Below are 19876 nucleotides of genomic sequence, written 5' to 3' on the forward strand. Positions count from 1 at the left end.
AACTACCGTAGCAGATACATCTTCCCATACCCTTGTTTGAAGGCTTTATCCCCTGCTGTGGCCCTTGGTTCCACAAAAGCTCCATTTTTCCTGACCAAAACCCTGTAGATATAAACCCCATTAGCCAATTGATCTCCAAATTCATCCTTGCCATCCCAAGCATATTCGGAAAGGTTATTTCCGATTCTGATCGGACCAAGTTCATCCTGCAGGATCTCTTTGACTACCCTACCTGTCACTGTCATGATCTGAATTTTAATCTGATCGGGTACTTCAGACCCGGTAACTGTAAATACAAACCTGACAGAACTACTGAAAGGATTGGGGTATGGATAGAAATTGGAAATAGTAGCCTCATTAATCACCTCAAAATTGATTTCATAAGGTTTCTCAACCCCCAATTCTTCTGTCACCACCCTGAAAGTATACATACCATCCTCCAATGGCCCAGGGCGTAGTTCTACTTTAAAACTACTGTTTTCTGTAGCTTCTGACCAGGAAATCTTTGGACTTGAGAAACTCATCCGTTCAAACTGACAGCCATCACATTGCTTTTTAAGGTATAATTCAAGGCCTAATGTGTCTTTTTTCAGAATTAGGGATTTTTCGTTCTTCAGCATAGTGTTGATCATTACCGTTGGAGAAACAATATCCCCATCCATAATATACACTCCGTCAAAATTTACATCCAAAATAGAGGAGGTATTATCAGGATTGACTACAAAATAGATCCCCAGGTCTATAATGTTATTTCTGAAAGTCTGCTCCATGATGATGCGTGGATTGGCAAAAACCTCTACATCAATATTCCCCCCTCTTCCGATTGAATTAAAAGGAATAACAAATTCCTGGCTTTCCCCGGCCTTTACCGCGGGGATTTTTTTGTTGAATTTTTCCACTGTTCTTTTTGTCGTGTTGACAAATGTCCATTCCACCAAAATCGAATCAAGGAAGTCAAATTTGGAAATATTCATGAATTCAAAATTCATAGCCGACTGCTCTCCCTCCTGTAAGTTGATCTGTTCTTCCTTGTTTTTGAAAATCAGAACCCCTTCTGGAACCCCTGTATAATTCACCTGCCACTTATTCAATTGTGATGGTGCCGTTGATTCCGGGTCATCCATCGCATATCTCAATCTCAAAAATGGGAATTGAACGGGATTGACTTGTGAAAGATCTAATTGACCTGCTTGTACCGATGAAAATAAGACCTGCTCATCTCCTGCCAGATTCACACCAAAAACATCAAAATGGGAAAACTCCTCATTGAACCAATCCCGTTGCTTGATTTCATTAAAAAACTGCTTCCATTCAGAGGCTGGTCCTATTCTAGGAGTCAAAATGCTTCCAGAGGTGAAATAACCTTCTAGCGTGGTTTCAAAATCAATCACCTGTTGATTGGATTCCAATTCAAAGTCGGCTTTGGCTACTACTTCAACAGATTCCCCTGGTCTCATTCCTTTACGTCCAAAAAGAATGTATGGATCACCATTCTTTAGATTCCTTAAAACAGCCTCATTCGCGCCCAATTCTTTCATTTTCTCAATGACGTTATCCGACCATTGTTGAAAATTCACACTTCCAATAGAAAATATTACTACATAATCTCCTTCTTTCACCCCATCCACATAATCCGGAATCCCAAAACCTGGCCTCTCAATCCAGGCATTTCGGATACTTTGAATAATCTGAGGCACTTTCCCACAGCTCCTGCCATCCAAAATATCAAAACCTGGTACAGGTATAGCCAAATATGGCGTCAATGACTTTTGATCAAATGCTACTAAACCAAGGGAACCATTCACACATAACCTGGCACTTCCATCCACAAAGTTGTCTATAATCTGAGGAACCCCATCGACTACAAATTGGGCATTTCTAAAGGTGAGACTGTCTGCCTCATTACCAAAAGTAAATACTTCGATATCCAGGTTAATATCCGGGTATTTCCAAATCCTTTGAACAGGATCAATTTCCAGGTTAGTCAACAAATTGCTTTCCATTTGAGGCATTACGCGCTGCGTCCAACCCTCAGGTCCTTCTTGGATAAAACTGAAGCTACTTACCGTCCAATCATTACTTTCCCCCTCCCTTGGTTCTAAAAAGCGCGTTCTCCAATAAAACGTAACGGAATCATCTTTTGTGAAATTCTGAAAAAGATCAACTTCCCACTTGGCTATATTGCTGGTTGTAACCCGCAATTCTCTTCTCCTTGCTGAAGAAAATTTTGAATCGGTGTCAATCTGAATAACAAGGTTTCTAGGTTCTAACGATTTTCCTGGAATTTGGGTCACCAACTCCACCTTTTCCTCATTGACTATGGCAAAATTATAGGGAAGCAAATTGATGGTACCACTTAACGGAATGAATTTACCCACTGTGACCACGTTATTGGCATAAGTCATTTCCGGGATTGTTCTTCCAGGGTTGATCTCAATAGTAAAGAAATTTTCCCCGAATGCATTGACTCCTGTATTAGGTACTAAAAACTCAATGGTATCCCTTCGGTAAACAGGTGCAATTAATTTATTCGGGTAATTGACCACAGAACCATCCGGCAATCTTCTACTTACTTTGAATTCCACTGAATCCAGATCTACTCTTCCAAGGTTTCTAAGCACAAATGAAAGGTTCAATGTTTCTGAAGACGCATTAAAAGGTTCTCCCTCTAGACCTCCCAGTTCAACATCAGATTCCCTAATAGCGTAATCTGCTTTGTTGGCAGGGAATATCCTCAAAGCAGGATCTCCCAGCATGACCAACTGTTCAGCATGAGAGCGGTTTACCACAGAAGTGCCGTACCTAAGATAAAAAAGCTTTTCCGCTTCCCTTCTGACCAAACCAACGGGTTGGTAAATCATGGAAGAATCGGCAAAAGCCTTAGCATAAAATGATTCAGAATACCTTCGGAGATAAACATCAACTCCAATATTGGCGTGCGCCATGAAATTTGCTGCACCTTTTGAAGGTGTCAAAATCCAATCCTCCCCAAAAGTATAGACTCCTCCATATGAATTCCCTGCATCACAGCCATTCATCAAAACCATAGGATACTTCCCCCTATTGTTATATCCCATGGAAGGATCCGAAGCTAAGCCAATTTCAATATCGATCACAGTCGGAGCGGCATGACCGAAAAAAGTCAGTAAACTTACGCCATTATTAACGTCTGAGGAAACGTCAATCAGCTCAACTGTTGAATTGGAACGTTTTCTATAGGTCTTCACATTCCCCCCAAGAAACGGTCCCTCTGCAATATTTTTAAAACCATTCAGGAAATTGAAAAACCTTTCTAATTCAAAGGCACTGATCCCTCCACTCAGATGGACAATTTCTTTCTGCCAATCCTCTGTTGCCCCCAAAGCATCTTTTTCCCTTGCCTTTTCCAGATAATTGCTCACATCCTGTGGCGTTCTCGCAGGAATACGACCTATCGCCAAGGCGGGGACAAGAGGATTTGCCGGATCTAACCCTATTGCATAATTATTGTCCGCATAAGGATAACCCGCAGGTGGAATCAAGTCCTGAAAAACAAATGCTGAAGGATTATGACGGTAGAAATATGTCACATTATTCAGTCTCGTCGTACTGTACATCCCCATAGCCCTACCGATCAAGAAAAGATATTCGGGCCTATGTCTTGGATAATATTCCTTCAAAAAATCGTAAATTCCCAAAGGCGTTTTCTCACCAAACGAAAATTGATCATACAGTTCGTCAATATTGATGGAAAGGGTATCATAAGCCCCTCCATCATTAGATGCCCTATATTCAGCATAAGCTTTCACAGGATCGGGGTGTATATTGGATTGCCTTCTAAGGTTCCTATGGGTAAGGATAAGGTAGTCAGCAGGAATATTAAGCAGATTCCTAAATCTAACGGACTGAATCCCTGTGACCTCTTTGATGTTCAAGCGGTTTTCAAACCAAACTTTGCTATTCCCAGACCCAACACCAGCCTTGAATCGTACCCTATTCCCTGTTTTTTCAACTGGTATTCGAATGGGGTTAGCCGGGTCAGTAATTTCATAAGCCACATAGTTGGACAGCATATTATCCATCTGAATGGTTGATTCCCCCTGATCAATCATGAAGATTTCTGAATCTATGTCTCCATTACTCACTTTCCTTGGATAAGTGATCCTGACGTAAGCTACAGAAATATTATCAACATTCTCGGGCCCCACAGAAGATACCCTTACACTGATACTGCCCTGAGGATTAAAATCAGTTAAATCAATCAGAATCTCCTCATCCAAAACCTCATAGTTACGGTATTCATATCGCGCGACCTCCCGCAAACTTCCGATGGTAGCACCCACTGAAACCACGGTCACATGCGGGTTTTCAGACCTTCCCGTCAAACCTATTTCCAGTTTGGCTTGCCCTGTATTCGAGATTTCTCCCAAAGAAGTGAAAGGGACTGTTCTAGGGGAAGCTTTGGTAACTGGTGGACTCATCCAACCCTGCCCCTGCTCAAACTCTGCCAGCCTTACCCCAGGGAAATATACCATTCCAAGGTTGTACTGATCTGAAAATACGGTCAATCTTTCAGTTTGGTAATTTTCAACGACTGGGTCATTTTCTAAAGAACTCCCTCTTGCTGCCATCCTCTTTCCATTCACACCAGGGGTAATCGTCAGAAAAAATGCAGTAGTGTCATTGTGTTGGTTGTACATTTTATTGCCAACATGCGAGGGGTTCCTGAATAATTTGGAATCTAGTGTCCCATCATTTCTCTTTCCATAGAAATCAATGAAGTCATTGACATCAAACTTCCCATCTTGTTCGCCTTCTACATGAATGGCAACTTCCTCTCCCCTATGATACATCCGGATATTTCTTGGATCCAAGGTGTTTGGATTGATGCCAGCAGATGACAATGCCGCAAAATTAATCCTATGAACACCATCTGTCGCTGTTGGAATTTTATAATAAGTGCGGCTATAATCTATCCATCCTGCCTGTCCATAAGCAAGAAACCCTATAAGGCTTAGCACTAACGATATGGTAAGTTTTTTTCCCATTTAATACTCCCAACCTTTGTTCAATCTAAACTTTGCATCATTTTCCTGTAGACTCACTTTCACACTGATCACGTGAGAATAAGGTGTCTGGGACACGCCACCGATATCAGATAAAGCATAATCAATATGAAATTTTTCATTCAGGAAAACCCCTACCCCAAAACTTGGTTTCCAAGCCATCTGAAAGGTATTATCAAAATCCCTAATTCTTTGAACATTACTACCCCCAGCTCTTAAAAACACTAAATTTTTATATCCTGCCTCCAATCCCAGCCGGGGATCAAAACTGACTATATTGGTTCTTAAGATTGTATTTCTTTTCCCATCAAATGTGAAATCAAGATCCAACACACCCTGCACCCTTATATTCTCCCCGAACTCCACATCTCTTGTAACGCTGAAGATGGCCCTTGGCAATGTGAGCTCAATAGAATTGACCGGGATTTGATTATTGGTCTGGGCATAAATATCCCTTACCATCTCCGCATTATGAAACCAGGCATTGAAAGTACTGGTCACATCTCTCAACATAAACCCAAACCTCCATTCGTCCAATAGGTAAATGCCACCCAAATCTAATCCAAATCCCCAAGCTTGGGCAAATTTACCCACGTTCCTGTGTATGATTTTTGCATTGCCACCGATCTTAAAGTTATCACTGACGTCTTTTGCGTAGGAAAGCAATAAGGCATAATCTGCTGCATTGAAAAACTGAATATTATTATAATTCAAAGCGCCATTCGCATCATAAAGAAACCTTGTGTCCGGAATATCATCTACCCCAAATCGGATCAAGGAAACCCCAATCTGATTATCCGCATCAATACTGGTTGTGTACCCCAGATAATCAAACTTGGCAATTCCGGCAAAATACTCGGCATGCATCAGGGAGAATTCATGTTTGTGCTTGACTGCTAAAAGTCCTGCCGGATTCCAATAGGCTGCGGTCACATCCTTTACTGAGGAAACCTGCGCACCACCCATAGCCAAAGCCCGCGCTCCGATTCCAATATTGAGAAATTCATTGGAATACTTGGGCGCAATGGTTTGGGCACTAAGACCAAAACTTAGTGAGAAAAAAATAAAACCGACAAAAACCCTGAAAATGAACATGTACTATGCTTAATTCACCAATGCAAAGTAAAAATAATTACTTAAGTATTTACCAGATTTTCTAAAAAATGAGGAGTTAAATACTGTACTCCTATGTACACTTCCGAACAGTTATCTGTCCATTCGGATCACATATCACATTTCCAAAAAGGTTAAATGCATGTTGGTTTTAAAAAAAATCCTTTTGCCACAAAATCTTGTAAAATGGCTTTATTTGAAAAAAAACAAAGATTTTAAAAAAAAATCATCAGATTAAGGTACCTTTTTATATCTACAATGCTTGTAATACAAGGTAGCTTTTTAGACTTTGGTATAGTTTTTCTTTAAATCTGGTATAACAGGGTCTGGATTTAGACCTGAAGAAGTAGCAGAAACAAGATAAACACTAAAAAATATGAATGCTTCAAACACCCAAGTGCAGATGCGGAAAGGCCTTTTGGAATTTTGCATTTTGCACATCATCGCCAGAGGAGAAGTGTATGCCTCTGACATGATCGATGAACTGACCGAAGCCAAAATGATTGTTGTAGAGGGAACTCTATATCCCTTATTGCAAAGGTTGAAAAATGCCTCTTTGGTTTCTTATAGATGGGCCGAATCAGAATCCGGTCCTCCTAGAAAGTACTACACTATCACAGAGGAAGGGAAAGAATTCCTGAACACGTTGAACGAAACATGGGAATCTCTTGTGAAATCCACCCAATTGATCACCTCTAAGAAATAAAAACATGAAAAAGACCATCAGTATCAATATCAGCGGCATCCTTTTTCACATTGAAGAGGATGGCTACGCTACCCTGAAAAAATACCTTGAATCTATCAACAGGCATTTTTCACATTATGAAGATAACCAGGAGATCATTTCTGATATAGAAAATAGAATTGCTGAAATATTCCTCAGCAACCTTAAAAACAATAAGCAGGTAATCACTGCCGAAAACGTCAACAGCCTGATAGAGAAAATGGGCACCATTGCAGATTTCAAAGCTGTTGAGCAGGATGATGAGCCAATTCAGGAAGAAAATGCAGGAAAAGACCCTGACTATTATAAATACATAACCCCTCCTGGACAAGATATCAAAGGCTACAAAAAGCTGACAAGACTGGAGAGCAGAAAAATCTTAGGAGGTGTTTGCGCGGGTCTGGCACATTACCTAGCTATTGACCCTCTGTGGACAAGGCTTGTTGCTTTGTTACTCCTTTTCAGTGGCAAATTGAATTTCGGAAAAGCGCCTTGGGAGTTTTTGCCTTGGAATTTGGATTTCTCTTTCTCTCTAGGTATCTGGGCATTGATTGCCTATATAGTGCTATGGGTAATTTTACCAGTCTCTTATGAGGAGCCTGAAGATAAAAACATCAAAAAGCTCTATAGAAACCCAGATGACAAGACCTTGGGAGGAGTTGCAAGCGGACTAGCTGCTTATTTTAATGTGGAAGTGATCTGGGTGAGGCTCTTGTTCATCGGGTTGATCTTCGCCGGCGGAGCAGGTTTTGTGATCTATCTTATCTTATGGATCATCACTCCTCAGGCAAAATCTATAACAGAAAGAATCCAAATGAAAGGTGGCGCAATCACTTTGGACAATATTGAAACCACTATAAAAGAAAACATGAACCCTTTACCTGCAAAGGAGGAAAGTCAGGCAAGGAAAATCTTATTGGCCCCTTTCAGATTTCTGGGAAAAGTCATTGACAGTTTGGGTACCGCATTAGGACCATTTGGGTTGTTCTTATTGGCAGTCATCCGGGTGTTCTTCGGTCTGATCGTTTCCTTGGTGGGCATGTCCCTCACCATAGCGCCTATACTTATGTTGGGGGTGTACTTCGGGATGTTACCATCCAATATGGGTGAAGCGGCTGTAGTATTTGACAATATCCCTGCTGATTGGATCAGTGATATCATGCCAAGTTGGTTGGCCATTGCTATAGCTGCCGCAATCATGATTCCCGGTTTGGTTATTCTCCTTTTGGGTATCAGTGTGATCATCAAAAAAAGTATCATTGACGGAAGATTCGGATTGGTCATTTTGGGCTTATGGTTACTGAGCATCGGTGTGGCAGCATTCCAAGTACCTAAAGTAGTCTCTCAATTCAAGACAGAAGCAGTTCATACAGTTGATGAAACGCTTGGCCTCTCTCAAGGAACCATGATATTGAAATCAGAAGCCAACATCCCCTCTAATCAAGGCGTGTTTGACATGGTAAGCCTGGAACTAACAGGTATTGACGGAGAAGAGGTTATCTTGGTCCAAAATTTCAAATCTAGAGGAAAAGGCCATGCAGAGGCCATGAAAAATGCACAGGGCATATCCTACAGTTATACAGTGACTGATTCCATCCTAACCTTCGACAGAAGTATTGACCTTAGCCAAATGGAAAAATTCAGGGGACAAAACCTTAACCTCAGCCTTGAAATTCCATACAACAGACCTTTCGTCTTGGACAAGTCAATTCTACCGATTATCCGAAATACCCTTTATAAAAACGGTTACAAAACCAGGGATGTTAACTCCAAAAACCACTGGGTATTCAATGAAGACGGCTTATTCTGTCTGACTTGTACCTCTTTGGAAGAGCTATCTAAAGCAGATAGCCTATCTAGGCAAATGTTCGAAACTTATTACTTCATGAAATAAGTAAGTCTCCTTTATACTCAATTCCAGGCAGGCATAGAAAATTATGCCTGCCTTCTTTTTTTATCCAAGACTAAAATATAATAGTATACAATTAAGTTGTATTTTTAATTAGAAATAAATCCAAAATGACATGCAAGTAAAAGTTAAATTTTTGGGAGGGGCTAAGACTGTAACAGGTTCCAGGTATTTATTGGAATTTGACCATCAAAAAATCCTGGTTGACTGTGGCCTTTTCCAAGGTTTGAAAGAGTATAGACTTCGAAATTGGGACAAATTCCCGATCGATCCATCAGAAATCGATCTCATCGTCCTCACCCACGCACATATCGACCATAGCGGATACTTACCCAAGTTGGTAAAAGAAGGATTCGATGGACCAATATATTGCACCTTCCCAACTGAAGAACTGGTCCGTATTTTATTATTGGATTCAGGAAAATTGCAGGAAGAAGAGGCTGCTTATGCCCAAAAGAAAGGTTATTCAAGACACGAAAAACCTTTGCCGCTTTACACTATTGAAGATGCAGAAAGGGTCTTTCCTCTCCTTAATCCTATCGAAATGGAGGAGGAATTCAAACTGAATGAAAACCTATCACTTACTTTCTACAATGCAGGCCATATTCTTGGGGCAGCAATTGCCAAAATCAAAGTAAAAGGACATAATCAGGAGAAGAAACTCATATTCTCTGGTGATTTGGGAAGATACAAAGACCCCATAATGCACGCTCCCGTCAGAATCCCATTTGCGGATGTACTGTTTATGGAATCTACTTATGGCAACAGGAAGCAAAGCCAACAAAATCCAATGGAAGAATTGGCACGAGCGATCAGGGAAACATTTCGCAATGGCGGTGTTTCTATCATCCCAGCATTTGCTGTGGGAAGAACCCAAATGATCCTGTATTACCTACACCTTTTACTCCAAAAAGGAAAAATTCCGGACATCCCTATTTACGTCGATAGCCCAATGGCCATAGATGTCACCAAACTTTACAAAAGATTCCACCCCTACCACAGGCTTGGACCTGTGATTGACGAGGAAGGCAGTAACCCATTCCAACATCCAAAACTGCACTATTACCAAACGCAGGAAGCTTCTATGTCCCTTAATGCTTTAAGAGGAGATGCCATCATCATTTCTGCAAGCGGCATGGCTACTGGGGGAAGGGTTTTGCACCATCTTTACAACCGACTACCCAATGAACAGGACAGCTTTATTTTTGTTGGTTACCAAGCTGAAGGGACAAGGGGACGAAAACTGATTGACGGCGATCCCATTTCAAGAATGTACGGCATCGATATTCAGGTCAAATCAAAAATCTATTATATAGAGGGCATGTCGGCCCATGCTGACCAGGATGAATTGATGGAATGGGCTGAAGGTTTCGCTTCCAAACCTAAATTAGCTTTCATGATACATGGAGAAAAGGAAGCATCAGAAGGCCTTTCTAACCGACTTGAGCAGGAGCTTGGTTGGCATACAATCATACCGGAATACCTAGAAAGCTTTGTACTTTTTGATGGTATTTAATCAAAAAACATCTTTCAAAAATGACGCGAAACATTCTCAAATTTAAAAGCTCCGTTAAGATTAAAACCTAAGTACCCAAAATAATCCTCCCTGATCTTGGATGGCTTCTGCCTTTTCAAAATCAGGGAGTTTCCTTAATATCTTAAACATTGATCACAATTTTCAGATAAGCGCATCCCACAATATCTCCACCGGATGCTTGGCTTTTTTACCTGTCCCGTCTGCTATTTGATGCCTGCAGGAAGTACCCGGAGCCGCGATGAGGCAACTTTCCTTAGCCTCTCTGACAGCTGGAAAAAGTACCATTTCCCCAATCTGCATACTCAGGTCATAATGCTCTTCTTCATATCCAAAAGATCCGGCCATTCCGCAACATCCGGATGGAATGATGTCAACTGAGTAATGCGCTGGCAGACTTAGCATTTTCTGTGTCCAAGTCAATGAAGAAAGTGCTTTCTGATGACAATGCCCATGAAGTTTAATATGTTTACTCTCTTTTGTAAAAGACTCAGGTGTAATATTGCCTGCAGCTATTTCTCTTCCAAGAAACTCATCAATCAAAAGTGTGTGAAATTTAAGCTTCTTCGCCGCATCAACAAGGTCTTGACTGACAAGTCGGGGGTATTCATCCCTGAAACTTAAGATTGCAGATGGTTCAATTCCTACAAGAGGAGTATTCCCATCGATGATATCCTTGAAAATCTTCACATTGGCATCCGCATGTTTCTTAGTTTTTTCCAATAGCCCTTTGGAAAGTGCAGATCTTCCACTCTCCTGATGGTCTACCAATTTCACCTCATAACCAAGCTTTCGGAGAAGCTTGATAGCTTTAATGCCGATTTCTGTGTCGTTAAAGTTGGTAAATTCATCCACAAAGAGATAGAGGCTTTTAATAACAGGCTTTTGAACCGGATATTTATCACTGTTCTTTTTAAACCATGACACCAAACTCTCTTTACTTACTTCAGGAAGATTTCTTTTTGAGGCAACACCTAAAACAGCCTTCATAAGACCACTTGTCAGGCTATTCCCCAAGGCAAAATTTGAAAGTCCCGGCGCCAAAGACGCAAGCTTATTCAGGTCATTGATATGGGCAAAAGCTTTGGATCTTAATGGAACACCATTCGTCTTCTGGTATTGGTAAAGAAACTCTGCCTTCATTGAGGCCATGTCAACATTTGAAGGGCACTCTGCAGTACAGCCTTTACAAGAAAGGCACAAATCCAGCGCTTCCTTGATTTCAGGATGGTCAAAGGCGTTTGGTTGTTGGTTTTTGGTCAAAAATTCCCTCAACACATTTGCCCTACCCCTAGTGGTATCCCTTTCATTTCTTGATGCCTGATAGCTGGGACACATCGTACCACCTGAGGCAGGTAATTTTCTACAATCTCCCGAACCATTGCATTTTTCCGCCAAACGGAGAATACCTCCTACATGTGAAAAATCCATCAGGGTGTCCTGTTCAGGGGTAACCATATCCGCTTCGTAACGAAGGGAAGAATTCATTGGAGCTGTGTCTACGATTTTTCCAGGATTAAAAATATTGTTGGGATCCCAGGTATATTTAATCCTTCGAAATAACTGATAATTCTCCTCTCCCACCATCAATGGAATAAACGGGGCACGCACACGCCCATCCCCATGTTCACCACTTAAAGACCCATTGTATTTCTTGACAAGTTTGGCCACATCTAGGGAAATCTTATAAAATTCTTCTTGATCTTCTTTCTTTTTCAAATCCAAAATAGGCCTTAGATGTATCTCTCCTGCACCGGCATGGGCATAATGAACAGGCTCCTGACCATAAGCCTCCATCATTTTATCAAATTCATCAATATAATCAGCCAAATCTTCAATATCCACAGCTGTATCTTCGATACAGGCCACTGCCTTTCTGTCTCCCGGAATATTGGCTAATAAACCTAATCCCGCGCTCCTTAAAGCCCAGGCAGATTTTGTCTTATCCGGTCCAATAACAGGATACGCATATCCCAATCCCGCCTCTTTTAGATCAGCTATTAACCTTTCCCCTTTTTCCCTTGCTATTGCTTCCGTTTTACCGGTAAACTCAATCATTAGCAAAGCCATAGGATCTCCTTCTACAAAATATCTGTTTTTGTTGTATTCCAGACTTTCTTTTGTACAGTCCAGAATTATTTTATCCATCAGCTCCACCGCAGTAGCAGGGTGCTTCATCGCAACCTGAGCTGCCTTCATGCTTTGGTGGATAGACTCAAAATGTGCTGCAACAACTATCTCTACCGGATCTGGGAGAGGATCAAGCGCTATTTTGATTTCAGTTGTAAATGCCAAAGTCCCTTCCGATCCTGACAAAAGCTTGCAAAAATTAAACTTCCCTCCCCCTTCTGTGAAAATTTCAGACTCCAGCATTGCATCTACAGCATATCCGGTATTCCTACGATGAATGGATTTCTTGGGGAAATTTTCACGGATCTGATCTTGGTTCTCCGGAACAGACAGCTCATTTTTCAGGTGACGGTAAACATTACCTTCTAAGGAGTCAAGCAAACATTTCTTCTCGAATTCTCTTTTTGTAAGCTCCCCAAATACCACTTCCGAGCCGTCGCTCAAAAAAGTTTTTAACTCTAGTACCTTATCCCTAGTCGTTCCATAAACTATAGATGTTGTTCCGGAAGAATTATTTCCTACCATCCCTCCGATCATAGCCCTGTTTGCAGTAGAGGTAATGGGACTAAAAAAAAGTCCATGAGGTTTCAAATACCTGTTGAGTTCATCCCGTATAACTCCTGGTTGCACCCTGACCCATCGCTCTTCCTTGTTGAATTCTATGATCTCCGTAAAAGATCTGGACACATCCACCACAATACCATTACCGACACACTGACCTGCCAAGGAGGTACCAGCTGTTCTGGGAATCAATGAAGTGCCATAATCTCTAGCGAAAAAAATCAGTTTTTGAATATCACGCCCATTTTTGGGGAAAGCAACCGCCAATGGCATTTCCCTGTAAACTGAAGCATCTGTAGCATATAGGGTTTTGGTGAGAGAATCATATTTTAATTCTCCTTCCAACTCTTTTGCTAAATTCTGCAAATAAGGCAATAGGTTAGGTTGAGTTGAGGTCATAAGACAAAAATAAAGATTAGAACCAAGCTTTGAACAGCATTGGAAAAATAATTAACAACTATGACCGCTTAAACCCAATTTGAGACTTTCGAAATCAAAAAGACTGTTATTCAATCGCATTTTAATAAAGTGTCGGTTTTGTTGATAAAAACGCAAATCAGAATACAAAATATTCACAAAGCCTATTATCACATCTCAGACTTTTTAAGTTGCACATAAGAAAATTATAATAACCATATTTTGTAATAAATATAATTATCGCTATTTTAGTTGTATGGCAGGTGGAACTTCAGGTTTTAATATGATTCAATCATCCAAAGACAATCGGAGCATCAGGACTAGCAGGTCCATGATGGCTGATAACCCCTATCTGACTCCAAATTCCCCTATATTAAATAGAAATCCAGAACATTACGATGAAATGATTGCCGAAAGATTCGATAGAAAAGAACAATACAACCAAAGCAATAAACTGGTTTTGTTTATTTTCGGCGTGATGGTGGTTTTGGCGATTTCATTATTTTTTATCTAATCCGAACTTTTCAAAAAAAAAATACAACCTGAAAGGTATTCCCTATATCGGTCACTTTTTCCTCTTATTCTTTCAATTCAAAAAATCATCCTAAGTTTCCTAAGCACTACTTAGAAGGCCAATCTCTCTGAAACATCCCAATTCATTATATTGCGGAAAATTTAAGTCCTATGTTCTTCTATCTCTCGCAATTTCTGAGTTTTTTGATGATGCCATTGACCATTGTAATGGTTTTGATCATAGGAGGGTTCTTTTTGTCCAAAAAACCTCTCGGAAAACGATTGATGTTGGCAGGAATTATATTGCTGCTATTTTTCTCCAATCAATTCATCTCTAACCTAGCTATGAAGCTATGGGAACCCGATTTCAAAATCATCAAGGATCTTCCGAATTACGAAGTGGGAATTGTACTGACCGGAGTCACAAACTTGAGCAAGACTGCCTATGACCGTACCTTTTTCAACAAAGGCGCAGATCGAGCCACACATGCAGTCCAGCTTTATAAACTTGGAAAGATCCAAAAGATCCTGATCACTGGAGGGCAGGGTCTCGACCCGGTCAATCCCAATACAGAAGCGGAATTATTACGTGATTTTATGATGATCGCTGGCGTTGAGGAAAATGATATTATTGTAGAAAACCAAGCGAAAAACACTTATCAAAATGCTGTTTTTTCACTTAAAACATTGAATGATAAAGGTTACAGCTCTGAAAATGAAAAATACCTGCTCATTACCTCAGCATTTCACATGAAAAGAGCAAAAGGCTGCTTTAACAAAGTAGGCCTAGACACCGACACCTTTCCTGTAGACTACTATGCTGAAGATATTAAGTTCAACATTCCTCTGCTTCTGTATCCAGACCCAAATGCCATCTTTTTATGGCACAAATTATTTAAGGAATGGATCGGTATCGTTATGTATAAACTTGCAGGCTATCTATAACCTTCAACAAAAAAGTGCTGATTGATTTTCAGCACTTTCTTCTATTTACCAGGTAGTCGATTTTAATTTCGGAAATGCTCTGATAATATCAGACAAACTGATCTGCCCTATAAGTCGGCCATCCTTCAACACTGGAAATCTTCTTATTTTCAGCTCAAGAAATTTTTGCGCTGCATCAAAAATTGACATTTCAGGAGATAAAGTGATGACATCTTCAGTCATATGTTCTGCTACTTTTCCTGGGAATTTGGGTGTATTGGAATATTTTCCCTTGATGATTTCCTTTAGACAATCCACCTCTGAAATAATCCCTACCAATTGTCCATCTCCATTGACGACAGGAGCTCCGGAAATTTTCCTTTGTGTAAGCATATCCAATACATGGTCGATAGAATCCTCCGGCCTAAAAACAATCAGGTTTGTACTCATATGGTCTTTGACCAAGACCGGGGAAGCTGTTTTTTTGGGTTCTACAACCCTAACTCCTTGAAAACTTTTCACCATAGCAATTTTGATTTAACATGAGCTTAATAATTTAGCCAAAAATAAAATGAAATCAAAATTTTACATCAACACTATTGAATTAACCACATGATTTTTATCGATAAAACAAATAAAAGCAAACTTTAAATAATGAATTAAATCAATTTTCAAAATCATTCTCCAAAATCAAAAATGGAACCCAATCCACGGGAGGAAAAGCATACCTTGTTTTAAAGTCAAAACTCCCCAAAACCAAATCCTTTTTTCCATCCCCATTCACATCTCCTTTGTTGATTGTCAGTAAAGACCATTTCCCTAATTCTGGAAACCTCTTAACTTTAAAGTCGAATTCGGACAATTGTTCAAAAAACAAGAAATTCTCCAAGAGTTCATTTTGCTTGTCAGGGAAATGTGAGATAACAGCGATATCATTTTTATTTTCTCCTGAAAATGAACCTGCCACCAATGCGCTTGCACCGTACATCGGATAAAAATAAGTCTCCTCAAATTGATTTTTCCCATTATTCTTAAAAATGCGAACACCGTGATAAGGCTTCAAAATCGGAGAAAGGTCGGCATTATCCCCATTTACTAAAACAATATCCTTAAACCCATCTCCATCAATATCAATCCACTCAAAATCGGAACTTCCGAAAACAGGATGAAAAGACAACCACGTATTTTCTTTAAAATTACCATTGCCCTGATTCAGATAAGCAAATACGCCTTCCTTCGCCTGGGTCATCAACACAATAATATCCAATAAACCGTCCCCGTTGACGTCGTCTAAAAAAGTCTTTCTGGCACCGGGCCTATTGTTCAGAACATGTTCCTTATATCCTGAGGTGGTCTTTTCAAACCAAACCAAACTACCTATGTGATGACCGAAATTGCAAACCACAATATCTTCTTCTCCATTCCCACTTAAATCCCCAAAAGAAAAATGCACAGGTCTCCTCAAACTATCAAGCATTATAGACTCTGAGGCTTCGGCTGAGAAAGCATTCATCTGACCAATAGCAAAATTAGAAGGATCCATAAACCCCATGGTCAACAGATCAAAAGCTCCATTATGCCTAAATCTAATACTTGAGGCAGGTGAGGGAATTCGAAGGGAATCCAAAATTTTAAAAGATTTTGAATCAATCTTAAACAATTGGTTATGCCTGTCTCCAACAAAAATCACTTGTGAATCCTCATGAACTTCAGTCAGAGTAGTTAAACTCGGTCTTTTTTCCCCATAATCAGGCACTCTCAGAGAAAATTCATCCAAATTCAATAAATCTTGACTGGAAAGATCTATCACCGGTAATTTTTCCGGCGCATGCGAAAGGTAAAAATCCTCAATCAAATCCCATTCTGATTGATTGATCAACGTTTCTGAAGCATATATACCCTCAGGCGCATCATTATCCTCCCCCACAGCAACGCCAAAATCTTCGGCATTGATCAAGCCTAAGCGTCTTCTCATATCAGGCAAAACGGAAGTTTTCCATGTGATTTGATCTAATAAGGAAGGGTCGGGTTTAATGTGGCAGACAGCACAATAGGCATTTGAAAGAGCTTCACCCGTCAATTCCAATGAACTGACATTCAATTGTTTAATTTGCTCAAAATCATCTTTAGTCTCTTGGGAACTAGAAGCACACCCAATAAAAAAAAGAAAAGCCAAAAGGCTGATAAAAATTCGAAAATACATATCAAACAGATTTAATCTTGTTGACAATATTACGAATTCTTCATTGTGTGAGTTTTACATTTTGATAAAAGGAAAAATACCACTTTGAATGCATTAAATCAACTTATTCAACTAATCTTTTCGAAATTATTTGATACACATTCACCTAAGTATACTCACATATATTTCAAAAACTCCTGTACGGAATCTGCATCAATGGTGAGCACTTGCCTGAACGCATTCGGATCATTAGAGAGTGATACTTTTTCATGAAAATACTGACTTGCAGTAGGCCTGAATGACTTACAACTTGCATGCACCTCCTTCAGCAATCCTGTTTGTTTTAAAACAGGTAAATGCCTTGCCATCAGCCCTGCTCCTGGCATGATAATAATCCTTCCAGCCACTTGCTTCAAATACGTAACAATTTTGCCAATACCAAGATCCACATTATTTTCTCCTCCTGAAGTTAAGATCCTTTTAAACCCACAGGCAATAATATCTTCCAATGCTTGTGCCTTATCCACAGCAATATCGAATGCCCGGTGAAAAGTACATGGTAAATCCCCCGCTTCACTGATCAATTTTTTACAAGCCTCCAAGTCCACCTGACCTTGAGGATTCAAAACCCCAAAAACAAAGCCATCCGCTCCAAGAGATTTCAAAATGCTGATATCCATCCTCATGACTTCCAGCTCTTCAGGTGTATATACAAAGTCCCCTCCTCGTGGTCTGATCATGACAAAAACAGGAATCTTAAGACTCTCTTTTAAATACTGAAGGGCACCAGCTGAGGGGGTCTCTCCTCCTTCTCCAAAATCTGAACATAATTCCAGGCGATGCACCCCAAACTTTTCAGCCTGAATCGCTGCTTCAATCGTAAATACCGGAGCCTCAAGAATCATGGTGACTTATAATTTGTAGGTAGCGTTTAACAAATTTCCACCACCGCTATGGTGCATTGCGTAAGTAAAACCCTGTTGAACAGCATAAGCCCCATATTCACCCTCCTTGTTAATGGCTAAAAATCCAGCTTGAATATCTTTGATATCCTTAGAATTCTTGGCTATCAATCTTATCACCGCCTCCTCACATGCTTCCTGAGGTGTACGGCCTTGGCGCATCAATTCTACAATCAGAAAACTCCCGCAAATCCTGATAATCGACTCGCCCAATCCCGTTGCGGTTGCAGCACCTACTTCATCATCTACATAGAGACCTGCCCCAATTATTGGACTGTCCCCAACCCTTCCGTGCATTTTATAAGCCAATCCTGAGGTGGTGCAGGATCCTGCTAATTTGCCATCAGGACCCAATGCGATCATGCCAATGGTATCATGGTTTTCAATATTCACAATCGGCTTGTACCTGGATTCCACTTTCCACTCTTCATACAATTCTTTGGCTTTAGGACTTAACTCCTCTTTCTCCATTGGAAAACCTTGCTCAATGGCAAACTGCCTCGCACCTTCACCAGCCAACATCACATGCGGTGTCTCTTCCATCACTTTTCTGGCCAGAGAAATAGGATGCCTGACCTGTCTGACAAACGCCACAGACCCACAGGAACCATCACCCTTCATGATAGATGCATCCAAGGTAGGGATTCCTTCTCTATCCGGTAAACCCTGAAGGCCAACCGACAAATTATCCATGTCCAACTCAGTTACTTTCACACCTTCTTCAACGGCTGAAACCAGATTACCTGTCTCCATCAACACTTCCCAAGCCTTATCATTTGCCGGCATCCCGTGATCCCAAGTGGAAAGGATTAAGGGTTTGAATTTTTCACCGGAATTTTTTTGCCCAGGCTCGGCACAGGAAGTAATGATACTGCCCGGCAATAGCAAGGTGGTGGAAGCAAGTGTCTTCTTCAGAAAAGAACGTCTATTAGACATTTCGATCAAATTTGGGTCAAACATATGGAAAGGATAATTCAATGATTCAATATTCAAAAAAAATCGCAGATTAGGGTTTTCTTTTCTTAATTTTTTACAAAAGTCGAAAAACAAAACTAAATTCAGGGATTGATAATTTTACCTTCTACGCAAATGAGACCATATATTTTAGCTGAAAACAACTGGAAAAACCTCAAGGACGAAAGATTTGAACTGGCGGTATTGCCTTGGGGAGCCACGGAAGCGCACAATTACCACATGCCTTATGGTACGGATATTTTCGAAGCAGATGCCATTGCTGCAGGTGCTGGAAAGTTTGCTTGGGAAAAAGGAAGTAAGGTCATCATTTTACCTACTATCCCTTTTGGGGTAAACACCGGTCAAAGTGATATTTACCTGGATATCAACATGAATCCAAGCACCCAATTTGCTATCCTTAAAGATATCCTGACTGTACTTGATAGACAGGGGGTCAAAAAATTCCTCATCGTCAACAGTCATGGGGGAAATGATTTCAAAACAATGTTAAGGGAACTAGGCATCATATTTCCGGAAATGCTCCTAATGACCTGCAACTGGTTCCAGGCTTTGGACAAAAAACTTTATTTCGAAGAAGAAGGAGATCATGCAGATGAAATGGAAACGAGTTTGATCATGTATCTTCATCCCCAATTGATCCTCCCTCTTGAAGAAGCTGGTGATGGCAAGGAAAAAAAGTCGGTAATTCCAGGTTTACAGGAAAAATGGGCTTGGGCAGAAAGAAAATGGTCACAAGTCACTGAAGACACAGGGATCGGAAACCCTAAAAAATCCAACCCCGATAAAGGCAAGAAATACTTTGAAGATGTCTGCAAGAAAGTAGGGCAGTTGATGGTGGATATTTGCAATGCAGACACGACCCAGCTTTACAAGTAAGTCACCAACAA

Annotated in this window: 13 protein-coding genes; 6 read left to right on the plus strand and 7 right to left on the minus strand. The window is 40.5% G+C overall.

Translation table 11 applies throughout. From position 1 onward, the window contains the following. Nucleotides 1–2 precede the first annotated feature (2 nt). A complete protein-coding gene (gene porU2, locus ACFFIP_RS18355; RefSeq protein WP_382389230.1) occupies nucleotides 3–5027 on the minus strand; it encodes a putative type IX secretion system sortase PorU2 in 5025 nt (1674 codons plus the stop codon). Further along, nucleotides 5028–6140, minus strand: coding sequence for a putative type IX sorting system protein PorV2 (locus ACFFIP_RS18360; protein WP_382389232.1), 1113 nt, complete (start codon nucleotides 6138–6140; stop codon nucleotides 5028–5030). Between the two features lie 394 nt (nucleotides 6141–6534). On the opposite strand from ACFFIP_RS18360, the gene ACFFIP_RS18365 reads away from it, so the two are divergent. The 3 genes from ACFFIP_RS18365 (at nucleotide 6535) to ACFFIP_RS18375 (ending at nucleotide 10307) form a co-directional block, all read left to right on the plus strand. Next, a complete protein-coding gene (locus ACFFIP_RS18365) occupies nucleotides 6535–6864 on the plus strand; it encodes a PadR family transcriptional regulator (RefSeq protein WP_382389233.1) in 330 nt (109 codons plus the stop codon). Between the two features lie 4 nt (nucleotides 6865–6868). Continuing rightward, nucleotides 6869–8776, plus strand: a complete 1908-nt coding sequence (locus tag ACFFIP_RS18370; RefSeq protein ID WP_382389234.1) for a PspC domain-containing protein — start codon at nucleotides 6869–6871, stop codon at nucleotides 8774–8776. Nucleotides 8777–8906: 130 nt separating this feature from the next. Then, nucleotides 8907–10307, plus strand: coding sequence for an MBL fold metallo-hydrolase RNA specificity domain-containing protein (locus tag ACFFIP_RS18375; RefSeq protein WP_382389235.1), 1401 nt, complete (start codon nucleotides 8907–8909; stop codon nucleotides 10305–10307). 162 nt (nucleotides 10308–10469) lie between these two features. Here the strand turns inward: ACFFIP_RS18375 and ACFFIP_RS18380 are convergent, their stop codons facing one another. Beyond that, entirely contained in the window at nucleotides 10470–13415 is a 2946-nt protein-coding gene (locus ACFFIP_RS18380) for an FAD-binding and (Fe-S)-binding domain-containing protein (RefSeq protein ID WP_382389236.1), read from the minus strand. Between the two features lie 274 nt (nucleotides 13416–13689). Here ACFFIP_RS18380 and ACFFIP_RS18385 point away from each other — a divergent pair, with 274 nt between their 5' ends. Continuing rightward, nucleotides 13690–13947, plus strand: coding sequence for a hypothetical protein (locus tag ACFFIP_RS18385; protein WP_382389237.1), 258 nt, complete (start codon nucleotides 13690–13692; stop codon nucleotides 13945–13947). A 170-nt stretch (nucleotides 13948–14117) separates the two neighbouring features. Then, nucleotides 14118–14891: a YdcF family protein gene (locus tag ACFFIP_RS18390; RefSeq protein WP_382389238.1), complete on the plus strand. Its 774-nt coding sequence runs from the start codon at nucleotides 14118–14120 to the stop codon at nucleotides 14889–14891. A gap of 45 nt (nucleotides 14892–14936) precedes the next feature. Here the strand turns inward: ACFFIP_RS18390 and ACFFIP_RS18395 are convergent, their stop codons facing one another. The 4 genes from ACFFIP_RS18395 to ACFFIP_RS18410 form a co-directional block, all read right to left on the minus strand. Then, a complete protein-coding gene (locus ACFFIP_RS18395; protein ID WP_382389239.1) occupies nucleotides 14937–15395 on the minus strand; it encodes a CBS domain-containing protein in 459 nt (152 codons plus the stop codon). A gap of 139 nt (nucleotides 15396–15534) precedes the next feature. After that, complete coding sequence (locus ACFFIP_RS18400) at nucleotides 15535–17073, minus strand: FG-GAP repeat domain-containing protein (protein WP_382389240.1); 1539 nt, start codon at nucleotides 17071–17073, stop codon at nucleotides 15535–15537. Between the two features lie 155 nt (nucleotides 17074–17228). After that, entirely contained in the window at nucleotides 17229–17957 is a 729-nt protein-coding gene (locus tag ACFFIP_RS18405) for a copper homeostasis protein CutC (RefSeq protein ID WP_382389241.1), read from the minus strand. Between the two features lie 6 nt (nucleotides 17958–17963). Continuing rightward, entirely contained in the window at nucleotides 17964–18950 is a 987-nt protein-coding gene (locus ACFFIP_RS18410; protein ID WP_382389242.1) for an isoaspartyl peptidase/L-asparaginase family protein, read from the minus strand. A 153-nt stretch (nucleotides 18951–19103) separates the two neighbouring features. Here ACFFIP_RS18410 and ACFFIP_RS18415 point away from each other — a divergent pair, with 153 nt between their 5' ends. Continuing rightward, the gene (locus ACFFIP_RS18415) at nucleotides 19104–19865 is read left to right on the plus strand and encodes a creatininase family protein (protein ID WP_382389244.1); all 762 of its coding nucleotides are present in this window, start codon (nucleotides 19104–19106) and stop codon (nucleotides 19863–19865) included. Nucleotides 19866–19876 lie beyond the last annotated feature (11 nt).

The organism is Fontibacter flavus (assembly GCF_042432905.1).
Taxonomy (GTDB): Bacteria; Bacteroidota; Bacteroidia; order Cytophagales; family Cyclobacteriaceae; genus Fontibacter; species Fontibacter flavus.